The sequence below is a fragment of the Streptomyces sp. NPDC004561 genome (assembly GCF_053602155.1).
Window position 1 is genome coordinate 1 of the sequence record NZ_JBSGDB010000315.1, and the last position, 10,700, is coordinate 10,700.

Genomic DNA, 10,700 nt, shown 5'->3' on the forward strand with positions numbered 1-10,700 from the left:
TCGCCGACGCTCCGCGTCGACTCCCTCCTCCGCCTTGCAGCCGCACGCACCAGACCCCGCTCGGGTCGGCCGGCAAGCGCTGTTCCTCACGGCCGACCTGATCCGAACGACACCCCCCTAGGTGGCAGGCGTCGGCCCCGCCGGGTCCCCCCGACGACCGCGCCTGCCACCGGATTCAGCGGCCGGCGGCTCACCACTTGCCCGGCGCGTAGTCCTTCAGGAAGACGCCGTACAGGTCCTCACCCTCCTCGCCGCGCACGATCGGGTCGTAGACCCGGGCGGCGCCGTCGACCAGGTCGAGGGGTGCGTGGAAGCCGGCCTCGGCGAGGCGCAGCTTGTCGTAGTGCGGGCGCTCGTCGGTGATCCACCCGGTGTCGACGGACGTCATGAGGATGCCGTCGGTCTCGAACATCTCGGGGGCGCTGGTCCGCGTGACCATGTTCATGGCCGCCTTCGCGGCGTTGGTGTTCGGGTGCCCGGCGCCCTTGTAGCCGCGGTTGAAGACGCCCTCCATCGCCGAGACGTTGACGACGTACGAGCGTCCGCGGGCCGCCTTGCGCGCGGCCTCGGCCATGGCCGGGCGCAGCTTGCTGATGAGGATGAACGGCGCCGTGTAGTTGCACAGCTGGGTCTCGAGCAGTTCCACCGGGGAGATCTGCTCGATGCTCTGCACCCAGGTGTTGGAGTCGACGACGTCGGGGACGAGGCCGCCGGCGTCGATGGCGGTGCCCTCCACGTGCCGGGCGATGCTGGCGTTGCCCGCGACGAGGGCGAGGTCGGCGACCCTCTGCGCGTCCAGGCCGCTGGTGCCGACGGGCAGCGCGGCGATGCCGTCCACCGCGCCGGAGTTGAAGGCGCCGATGACGTGGTGGGCGGGCAGCTCACCGGCGGGCAGCGGAGCGCCCTCGCCGTCGACCAGGGCCGCGTACGCGGAGGGCAGGCGGCGCACGGTCTGCGTCGCGTTGTTGATCAGGATGTCGAGCGGGCCCGCCTCGGCGACCTGCTCGGCCAGGGCCACGGCCTGCGCCGGGTCGCGCAGGTCGACACCGACGACCTCCAGCCGGTGCAGCCAGTCCGCCGAGTCGTCCATCGCCTTGAACCGGCGGATGGCGTCCTTGGGGAAGCGCGTGGTGATGGTCGTGTGCGCTCCGTCGCGCAGCAGTCGCAGCGCGATGTACATGCCGATCTTGGCGCGGCCGCCGGTGAGCAGGGCGCGCTTGCCGGTGAGGTCGGCGCGGGCCTCCCGCTTGGCGCGGTTCTCGGCGGCGCACTTCTGGCAGAGCTGGTGGTAGAAGTAGTCGACCTCGACGTAGCGCTGCTTGCAGGTGTAGCAGGAGCGCGGGCGCTGCAGTATGCCCGCGACCCGGCCGGCCTCGACCTTGGAGGAGGGCAGGATGCCCTCGGTCTCGTCGTCGATGCGCTCGGCGGAGCCGGTGGCGGTGGCCTCCGTGACGGCGCGGTCGTGCGCGGTCTTGGCGGCCCGGCGCTCCTGGCGGCGGCGCTGCTTGACCGTCCGGTAGATGTGCGAGGTGGCCCTGCGGACCTTGATCGCGTCGGGGTGGTCGACGTCGATCGAGTCGAGTTCCTCGAGCACGCTCAGGCAGACGGCCAGGCGCTCCGGGTCGATACCCGGGCCGTAGACCACCTCTTCCGTGGCCATCGGGCCGTCTTCTGTCACCGTCATCGCGCTGCCGCTTCCCTGGTCACCCGCGCAGCGCTCCGACTCGCGCCCGCTTTCGAACGCGGAATTTTACGGAGCGCCGGGCCCAGGAGCCAAACCCGCTCGAAATTCCGCCCTCGCGCCGGGGCGAGGGCGGGCCGCCGACGGCGGATCCGGCCCGCGGGGGCCACCCGCTCACCCGACGCCGGAAGGTGTGCGGGTGGGGCGGGTGGCGCCCCCGGACCGGGCCGGGGACCGGGACCCTCAGTAGTCGCAGGCGGCCAGCAGGGTCTCCACCTCGGCCGAGACCGCGTGCGCGAGCCGGTCGAGGTCCGGCACGGCCTGGGCGTCGGCGACGAGGCCGTAGTGCACACGGCCGCGGTAGGTGGAGATGGCGACCGCCAGCGACTGGCCCGGGGCGAGCGGGGCCAGCGGATAGACCTCGGTCAGCTCGTGCCCGCCCAGCCGCAGCCCGAGCCCGGGCAGCGGCACGCTCGTCACCAGGATGTCGAACCACAGCCGCGCGGCCTGGCCGACGAGCGGTCCGCCGAGCCGGTGCCCGAGGGCCGGGACGTGGTCGGCGAGCAGCGCGACGGCGCCGGCGCCCCGGTTGGGGCCCGCGTCCTTGTTGCGGACCATCGCGGTGCGCACCGTGGCGAGGCGGTCGAGCGGGTCCGCCTCGTTCACCGGAAGCCGTATCAGGTAGCCGGAGAGCCGGTTGCCCTGTGGGTGGGCGGTGCGCGGACGGCGCCGGGAGACGGGGATGAGGGCGCGGGGCGCCACGCCCTTGGTGTCGTCGCCACGTTCGTCCAGCCAGCGCCGCAGCGCGCCGGCGACGACGGCGATGAGCACGTCGTTCACGGTGCCGCCGACGGTCTTGCGCACCCGGTGCACATCGTCGATGTCGAGGACGACGCCGGCGGTGCGGCGGGTGCCGCTGGGCGCGGAGGCCAGCGCGGAGGACGGGCGCATGCGGAGGGTGGACAGGGCGAGGGAGGCGCCGATGTCCAGGGCACGGCCCATGTCGGACAGCGTGCCCCGGACCAGCCCGGGGACCATCGCGGGCAGCCTGCGCACGTCCGGCAGCAGACCGCGCGGCGGCTCGACGGCGCGGGGCGCCCGCTCGGGCAGGTCCACCGGGTCGAGGACGCCGGCGGCGAGCTTCAGCGCGCGCAGCCCGTCCGCGAGGGCGTGGTGGAACTTGAAGAGCACGGCGAAGGAGACGCCGTCCTCGCCGGGCAGGACGTGTGCCTCCCACGGCGGCCGGCCGCGCTCCAGCGGCCGTTCCATCAGCCGTCCGGCGGCCGCGTGGAAGTCCGCGGTCGGCGCGTGCAGCCGTACGTGGTTCAGCGGATCGAAGTCCGGGTCGGTCTCGCGGGCGGCGCCGCCGAAGGCGAGCGGCTGCCAGACGTCGCGGATGCGCATGCGCAGCCCCGGCACCGCGGCGGCACGCGCGGCGAGCAGGTCGGCGGCGTGCGCGCCCGCGGTGGGCGAGTGCGCGCCGAAGACACCGAGCGCCCCGAGGTGCATCGGGTGCCGGTCGGACTCCATGTTCCAGAAGGCCAGGTCGAGGGGAGCGAGCAGGTCGGAAGTCAAGGGCTTGCCTCGCGCGTCGACGAAGTATGGATCTGCAGTCAATCCCTGACAGACGATTACGGTCAAGTACGATCAGGCTACGCTCAGTTAACAGCAGATTAAGTCCCACCCCTCTGAGGGGGGTGGGGATCAAGAGGCGCCTGAGGTCACTTCAGCACCGGGGGTGCCGCTTCGCGTGACGTACCCCACTCCGACGGGCGCGGGCCGACCGTGAACGCGAGCGAGTGCAGGGAGCGCAGCGCACCCGTCGTCAGATACGTCCGTCCATGGGGGGTTCCGTCGGTGCGCACGCCCTGGACGTAGCGGTCGGTGGCCGAGCTGCCGGGCGCGGTGACGGTCAGCCGGCCGCTCGGCCAGTAACGGCGGTCCAGGGCGAGGTCGACGCGGTCGAAGACCGGGGTGGACAGGCCCCAGGTGTCGTAGCCGGGCTGAATCGGGAAGAGCCCGACGGACGACAGCACGTTCCAGGCGGACATCGTGCCGAGGTCGTCGTTGCCCGTCATGCCGGTGGGGCCGTCGGTGAAGAGGGTCAGGGCCGCGTGCACGACGTCCGTGGTCTTCCAGGGCTGACCGGTGGACAGGTAGGTGTAGGGCGCGATGAGATCGGGCTCGTTCATCGGGTTGTACACGGCGGCGTTGTAGTACGCGTACGGGTCTCCGTGCACCCACACCTCGCGGGCCGTCCTCGCCGGGGCGGCGAGCAGCCGGTCGTAGGCGAAGAACGAGTCCAGCCGGGCGTTGGCCGCGCGTTCGCCGCCGATGAGGCGCACCATGCCGGGCAGGTCCTGCGGGACGAGCCACTGGTACTGCCAGGCGGTGCCCTCGTGGAAGCCGGTGCCGCGCGCCGGGTCGGCCGAGCCGGTGAAGGCGCCGGTGGCGTCCCGCGCCCGGAAGAAGCCGGTCGTGGGATCGAAGATCTTCCGGTAGTTGCGCGACCGGGCCGCGTACCGGGCGGCGTCCGCCCGGTGCCCGAGGCCGCGGGCCATCTGGGCCAGTATGGCGTCGGAGAGGGCGTACTCCAGGGTCACGGAGGCGCCGTGGTGGTAGTCGGAGTCGCCCATCTTGGCGAGCGGGCGGTCCTTCACGAAGGGGGCGAAGCCGTGGGCGATGTACTCGGCGTTGGCCTCCCGGCCGATGCCCGGGTACTCGGCGGGCGGCACACCGTCGGCGTTCCTCCGCAGTGCGCGGTACGCCCGCTCCTCGAAGCCCTTCAGCAGGCCCGTCTGGTAGGCGGTGGTCAGGAAGGGGGTGACCGGGTCCCCGCTCATGGTGTTGGTCTCGACCGGGCCGTACCCCCACTTGGGCAGCCAGCCGCCGTCCGCGTCGATCGCGACCAGCGACCGGGCCATGTCCCGTGTCTCGCCCGGCGCGAGCAGGGCGAGCAGCTGGACCTGGGTGCGGTAGGTGTCCCACAGCGACCAGTTCTGGTAGTACGTGAACCCGCTCGCGCGGTGGATCCGGCGGTCCCAGCCGAAGTAGCGGCCGTCGGCGTCGCTGCCGATGTTGGGCGCGAGGAACGACCGGTACAGCGAGGAGTAGAAGGTGCGGCGGAGCGTGCCCGTCCCACCCTGGACACGCACGCCGGCCAGCCTGGCCTCCCAGGCCGCGCGGGCCCGGCGGCGCACCGCGTCGAAGGACCGGCCGCCCTCGGCGCGCAGATTGCGGGCGGCGCCGGAGGAGCCGACGTACGACAGGGCGGTGGTCGCCTCGACGGTGCGGTCCTTGGTGGTGTCGAAGCGGACGTAGGCGCCGCGGCGTCCGCTGCGGGCACCGGGGGTGACGGTCGAGCCGCTCCAGGTGCCGTACGCGGTGAAGGGCCGGCTGAACCGGGTGATCGTGTACAGCGTGTACGGGCCGGTGTCGCGGCAGAAGCCGTGCCCGGTGATCTCCGTGCGCACGGTGTGGTCGTCGAGGATCTCGACCGTGCTGCCGACGTGCTTGTGCAGCGACTGGGCCGCGTTCAGCAGGACGTTGGCCTTGGCGGTGGCGGGGAAGGTGTAGCGCTGCACGCCGGTGCGCTCGGTGGCGGTCAGCTCGGCGCGGATGCCGGAGGAGAGGCCGACGCGGTAGTAGCCGGGGCTCGCCGCCTCGTCCCGGTGCGAGAAGGCGGCGGCGTACCGGGTGTCGTCCGTCCGGGTGACGTCGCCGGTGGTGGGCAGCACGGGCAGGTCGCCGCCGATGCGGCAGCCCACGCCCGAGAGATGGACCAGCGAGAAGCCGCGCACACGGTTCTGCGTGTAGTCGTAGCCGGTGCTGTGTCCGGTGTCCGGGGAGAGCTGCACCATGCCGAAGGGCACGGCCGCGCCGGGGAAGGTGTTGCCCTCGTTCTGGGTCCCGATGAAGGGGTTCACCAGGTCGGTGAGGTGGCCGTCGGTCCGCTCGGCGGCCTGTGCCGCGGGGTGGGCGATCAGCGTGGACGCTGCCATCACCCCGGCCAGGCAGAGCCGGGTGCGCCGGGTCCCTCTCATGTCGGATGACCTCCGAAGGTTCGACATCGTTGCCTGCATCGTGAAGGGCGAACGACGCAAATCCGGGCATCCCAGGGGGATTACGCGAAACGCGTCGCACAATGGCAAACGGGTGTCGAACGGCAAAGGACACTGATCAGGGCGGGGCGGCGCGGCAGGAACACCCGTACGAAAGCGGTGGACGCGCCGTCGGCCCCACCGGCCGGCTACGGCAGGTCGGAGGCGCCGGGGCCGGGTGAGGGCGCGCCCTCGACGTCGGCCACCGCGTCGGCGGTCGCGTCCAGTTCCCGCCGGTCGTACTCGGCGAGGAAGGGGAAGAGGGCCCCGCAGTCGCGGCAGGCCCGTGCGAAGCCGGCCTCGAACGTCGGCCTGGGCTTGAGGAGACCCGGCCGACGGAACTTCAGGCGCAGACGCTCGTAGGCCCGTTCGCCCGAGGCGAGCTGCCCGACCGGACTCAGCCGGCCGGAGCCGCATATCCCGCAACGCATGCCGGGCAGCCTATCCCTAGGGCACCCGCTGCCCCTTGCCCAGGGCTATCACTCCACCCTTGGAGACCGTGTACAGCTCGGCGTCCCGCTCCGGGTTGACGCCGATCGTGGCGCCGGGCGGCACCTCGACGTTCTTGTCCAGGACGGCCCCGCGGACGACGGCGCCCCGCCCGATGCGGACGTTGTCGTGGAGCACCGAGCCCTGGACGACCGCGCCGGGGTCGACACGGACCCCCGGGGAGAGCACCGACCGGCTGACCTGACCGCGGATCAGGCAGCCCGCGCTGATGATGGACTCGCTCGCGATGCCGCCCGCGTTGAAGCGGGCCGGGGAGAGCTGGCCCGAGTGGGTGTAGACGGGCCACTGGCGGTTGTAGAGGTTGAACGCGGGGCGCTCGGCGATGAGGTCCATATGGGCCTCGTAGTAGGCGTCGAGGGTGCCCACGTCCCGCCAGTAGCCCTGGTCCCGGGTGGTCTCGCCGGGCACGTGGTTGTCGCTGAAGTCGTACAGCTGGGCCTCGCCGCGGGCGGTGAGCTGGGGCAGGATCGAACCGCCCATGTCGTGCACGGACTGGCTGTCCTCGGCGTCCCGGTGCAGCGCCTCGACGAGGGACTTGGTGGTGAAGATGTAGTTGCCCATCGAGGCGAAGACGCACTCCGGGTCGTCCGCCAGTCCGGGCGGGGAGGCCGGCTTCTCCAGGAAGCGTTCCACCGTACGGCCGTCCGAGCCCGGTGTGATCACCCCGAACGACGAGGACTCCGCGCGCGGCACCCGGATGCCCGCCACCGTCACGCCCGCGCCGCCCTCGATGTGCTGGCGCAGCATCTGCCGGGGGTCCATGCGGTAGACGTGGTCGGCGCCGAACACGGCGACGTACTCGGGCTGTTCGTCGTGGACCAGGTTCAGCGACTGCAGGATCGCGTCGGCGCTGCCCAGGTACCAGCGCGGGCCGAGCCGCTGCTGGGCCGGGACCGGTGTGACGTAGTTGCCGAGCAGGCTCGACATCCGCCAGGTGGTGGTGATGTGCCGGTCCAGCGAGTGCGACTTGTACTGGGTCAGCACGCAGATGCGCAGGATGTCGCCGTTGACGAGGTTGGACAGCACGAAGTCGACGAGCCGGTAGGTGCCGCCGAAGGTGACCGCGGGTTTGGCGCGATCCGCCGTGAGCGGCATCAGGCGTTTGCCCTCCCCGCCCGCCAGTACGATCCCGAGAACCGAAGGCCCACCACGACGCATGGCCGCTCCCCTCACCCTGGATAACCATGGATGCCCCGAGCGGGCCGGACTAAGCCTGCTTGAGGATCTCCTCGTACAGCGCGGCCGTTCGGCGCGCCACCGCGTCCCAGCCGAACTCGCCGACCGCGCGCGTCCGTCCGGCCTCCCCCATCCGGCGGGCCGCCTCCGGGTCGCCGAGGACGGTGTCCAGCGCCCGGGCGAGGCCCGCCTCGAAGCCGCCCGGGTCGTCCCCCACGTCGACCAGGAGCCCGGTGCGGCCGTCGGCCACGACCTCGGGGATCCCGCCCACCCGCGAGGCCACCACCGGCGTGCCGCAGGCCATCGCCTCGAGGTTGACGATGCCGAGCGGTTCGTACACCGAGGGGCAGACGAACACGGCCGCCCGGGTCAGCAGTTGGACCACCTCAGGGCGCGGCAGCATCTGCGGGATCCAGAACACGCCCGGCCGGACCCGGCTCAGCTCCTCGAACAGATCCCGGAACTCGCGGTCGATCTCCGGGGTGTCGGGCGCGCCCGCGCACAGCACCACCTGGACGCCGGGGTCGATGCCCCGTACCGCGCGCAGCAGATGGGGCACGCCCTTCTGCCGGGTGATCCGGCCGACGAACAGCACGTAGGGGCGCGTGGGGTCGATGCCGTGCCGGACGAGCGCGTCGGTGCCGTGGTCGGGCCGGTAGAGGCGGGTGTCGATGCCGTTGTGGACCACGTGCACCCGGTCCGGGTCCAGGGCCGGGTAGCAGCCGAGGATGTCGTCGCGCATGGCGGACGAGACGGCGATCACCCCGTCGGCGGCCTCCACCGCCGTGCGCTCGGCCCAGCTCGACAGGGCGTAGCCACCGCCGAGTTGCTCGGCCTTCCAGGGGCGCAGCGGTTCCAGCGAATGGGCGGTCACCACGTGCGGGACGCCGTACAGCGTCTTGGCGAGATGGCCCGCGAGACCCGCGTACCAGGTGTGGGAGTGGACCAGTTCGCGGCTTTCGAGAGCGGCGGCGATGGAGAGGTCCACGGAGAAGGTGCGCAGCGCGTCGTTGGACCCGTCGAGCACGGACCAGGGCCGGTGGCGTACGACGCCCACGCCTCGGCCCTCGCCCCAGCAGTGCACCTCCAGGTCCACCAGTGAGGCCAACTCGCGTGCGAGGAACTCCACATGGACACCGGCTCCGCCGTACACGTCCGGGGGGTACTCCCGTGTCAGCAGTCCCACTCGCACCCGACAACCCCCCTGAACTCGGCGGCAGATCCCCTTCATGGTCACCCAGATGCGGCCCGCGGGGAAGAGCGCGGTGGCCGGATGAAGCAGCAGTCGCCGCAGACCCCACCGCCGGGCACCCGGTAGTACAGGCAGCAGCTGCGCCGGCGGAAGGCCGTTCCGGTGCGGGTGCCGGTGGCGCGCAGCAGGGGGTGCTCGAAGAGTTCGCCGGTGAGGGCGCGGGCCCGTTCCGCCGCGTCGGTACGGCCGTGGGCGCGGGCCCAGCGGTCCAGCTCCCGGGCCGCACCGGCGAGCGCGGAGCCGGCGTTGCCCCACAACAGGCCCGCCGCGATGCCGTAGCGGACTCTCAGGGCCTCCCCTAGGGGTTCCAGATGCCCGTGCAGCACGGCGCCGGCGAGGGCGGCCGCGTCCCCGGGACGCGCGCGGACCTCGGTGAGCCACAGGTCGTCGGGGGCGGACGCGGTGGGGTCCCAGCGCAGCAGGCGCGGGTCCAGGTCGGGCAGCCGGCCGTAGAGGACGGCGCAGCCGAGGGCCGTCGACCACAGCCGGGCGGCCAGCCCCTGATGGCTGATCGAGGCGGAAACCCGCGGCTCAGGAGCGTGAAGACGGGCCGCGACCGCCATGACCCGTGTCGTCAGCGCGGATCCGGGAACCTCGGGGTTCACCCCCTCGTATGTCTCCGCGAGGGTCGGCAGGCGGGCGGGATCCGGTGCGCCGGCGGCTTCGGCCGCGGGCGGGACCGTGCGCAGGACGAAGAATCCGCCCAGCGGGCGGAGGGCGGCGAGTTCGGGGTCGAGGTCCACGGCAGACACTGGTACCAGGCGCGAGGAGAGGGCCGGACCCTGGGGGTCTCCACCCCGCGTAACCCACCCAGGGGATGATCGGCCCACTGGTGTACTCCATCGGCAGTAGGACGCATTGCGTGCTCAGGGACGACGACGGGAAGAGCGCGGGCGGGCAGAGTGTTGGCCATGGAAGCCGACCGTACGTCGCACCGGGCCGAGCGCCCCCGCCGCTCGCAGAGGAGACGCCGATGAGCGCCCTCGCGCTGTCCGTGCTGCTGTCGTTCGTGTCCGCTCTCGCCTACGCGGGCGGCGCGATCGCGCAGGAGCAGGTCGCGGTGGACTCCCCCGGCAGCACGTACCTTCCGCTGCGCCGGCCGAGCTGGTGGGGGGCGCTGGCGCTCAACGGCCTCGGCGGCCTGCTGCACGTCGTGGCGCTGGCCTACGGCCCGCTCAGCATCGTCCAGCCGCTCGGCGCGCTGACCATCGTGTTCGCGCTGCCCCTGGCGGCGCTGTGCGTCGGCCGCAGGGCCGGGGCGACCGCCTGGCGCGGGGCGCTGATGGCCACGGTGGGCCTCGCGGGTCTGCTGTCCCTGGTCGGCTCCTCCGACGACCACGCACTCGGCGTGGCCCAGCGTGCGGGAGTCGCGGTGGTCACCGGCGGCGCGGTCGTGGCGCTGATGGGCGCGGGCCGGGCGGCCCACCGGCACCCCGCGGTGCGCGGTGTGCTGCTCGCGACCGCCTCCGGCACGGCGTTCGGCATGTCCTCGGTCTTCACCAAGACGGTCGCCGTCGACTGGAGCGGCGGCATCGGCGACCTGTCGTCGCTCGCGCTGATCGGCGTGTTCGCGGTCGCCGGCGTCCTGCTGTCCCAGGCCTCCTACCGGGGTGCCGGCCTCGCCGCCCCGCTGGCCACCCTGACCGTGGTCAATCCGGTGCTGGCCGCCGCGGTCGGCATCCTGATGTTCGGCGAGACGTTCCGCTACGGCGCCACGGGCACCGCACTCGCGCTGGGCTGCGCCGTGCTGGCGGCGGGCGGCCTGATCATGCTGACCACGGAGCGGATCGAGCGCACGGCGCCGACGTCGGCGACTTCACCGACTTCACCGACTTCACCGACGACGGACGTCCCGGCCGACGCCGGGGAGGTGCTCGCAGGCGGGGAGGCACTCGCCGCCGCAGAGGCGTTCGCCACCGGAGAAGCGCTCGCCACCGGAGAAGCGCTCTTCGCCATGCCGCAGCAGCGGGTTACCGCGCGG

General features: G+C 72.8%; 8 protein-coding genes. 1 reads left to right on the forward strand and 7 read right to left on the reverse strand.

All coding sequences use genetic code 11. From position 1 onward, the window contains the following. Window positions 1–190 precede the first annotated feature (190 nt). The 7 genes from ACWEN3_RS31690 to ACWEN3_RS31720 all read right to left on the reverse strand — a co-directional run bounded on the left by ACWEN3_RS31690 (window position 191) and on the right by ACWEN3_RS31720 (window position 9,462). Window positions 191–1,684 carry an SDR family NAD(P)-dependent oxidoreductase gene (locus ACWEN3_RS31690; protein ID WP_452977689.1) on the reverse strand — a complete coding sequence of 498 codons (1,494 nt, stop codon included), beginning with the start codon at window positions 1,682–1,684 and terminating at the stop codon, window positions 191–193. Between the two features lie 240 nt (window positions 1,685–1,924). Continuing rightward, window positions 1,925–3,256, reverse strand: a complete 1,332-nt coding sequence (locus ACWEN3_RS31695) for a wax ester/triacylglycerol synthase family O-acyltransferase (protein ID WP_452977692.1) — start codon at window positions 3,254–3,256, stop codon at window positions 1,925–1,927. Window positions 3,257–3,402: 146 nt separating this feature from the next. Next, window positions 3,403–5,724 carry a GH92 family glycosyl hydrolase gene (locus ACWEN3_RS31700; protein ID WP_452977695.1) on the reverse strand — a complete coding sequence of 774 codons (2,322 nt, stop codon included), beginning with the start codon at window positions 5,722–5,724 and terminating at the stop codon, window positions 3,403–3,405. Window positions 5,725–5,930: 206 nt separating this feature from the next. Further along, entirely contained in the window at window positions 5,931–6,212 is a 282-nt protein-coding gene (locus tag ACWEN3_RS31705; RefSeq protein ID WP_452977698.1) for a hypothetical protein, read from the reverse strand. A gap of 16 nt (window positions 6,213–6,228) precedes the next feature. Then, window positions 6,229–7,449 carry a glucose-1-phosphate adenylyltransferase gene (gene glgC / locus ACWEN3_RS31710; protein WP_452977700.1) on the reverse strand — a complete coding sequence of 407 codons (1,221 nt, stop codon included), beginning with the start codon at window positions 7,447–7,449 and terminating at the stop codon, window positions 6,229–6,231. 49 nt (window positions 7,450–7,498) lie between these two features. Continuing rightward, a complete protein-coding gene (gene glgA, locus ACWEN3_RS31715; RefSeq protein WP_452977703.1) occupies window positions 7,499–8,659 on the reverse strand; it encodes a glycogen synthase in 1,161 nt (386 codons plus the stop codon). 41 nt (window positions 8,660–8,700) lie between these two features. After that, window positions 8,701–9,462 (reverse strand): (2Fe-2S)-binding protein, encoded by a 762-nt coding sequence (locus tag ACWEN3_RS31720; protein ID WP_452977706.1) that lies wholly within the window; start codon window positions 9,460–9,462, stop codon window positions 8,701–8,703. A 230-nt stretch (window positions 9,463–9,692) separates the two neighbouring features. On the opposite strand from ACWEN3_RS31720, the gene ACWEN3_RS31725 reads away from it, so the two are divergent. After that, on the forward strand, window positions 9,693–10,700 hold a 1,008-nt coding region (locus tag ACWEN3_RS31725; RefSeq protein WP_452977709.1), incomplete at its 3' end, for a DMT family transporter.

Bases quoted from the DNA above. Each gene is read 5' to 3' on its own strand.
- ACWEN3_RS31690 (WP_452977689.1), bottom strand. From the start codon at position 1,684: ATGACGGTGACAGAAGACGGCCCGATGGCCACGGAAGAGGTGGTCTAC.
- ACWEN3_RS31700 (WP_452977695.1), bottom strand. From the start codon at position 5,724: ATGAGAGGGACCCGGCGCACCCGGCTCTGCCTGGCCGGGGTGATGGCA.
- ACWEN3_RS31705 (WP_452977698.1), bottom strand. From the start codon at position 6,212: ATGCGTTGCGGGATATGCGGCTCCGGCCGGCTGAGTCCGGTCGGGCAG.
- glgC (WP_452977700.1), bottom strand. From the start codon at position 7,449: ATGCGTCGTGGTGGGCCTTCGGTTCTCGGGATCGTACTGGCGGGCGGG.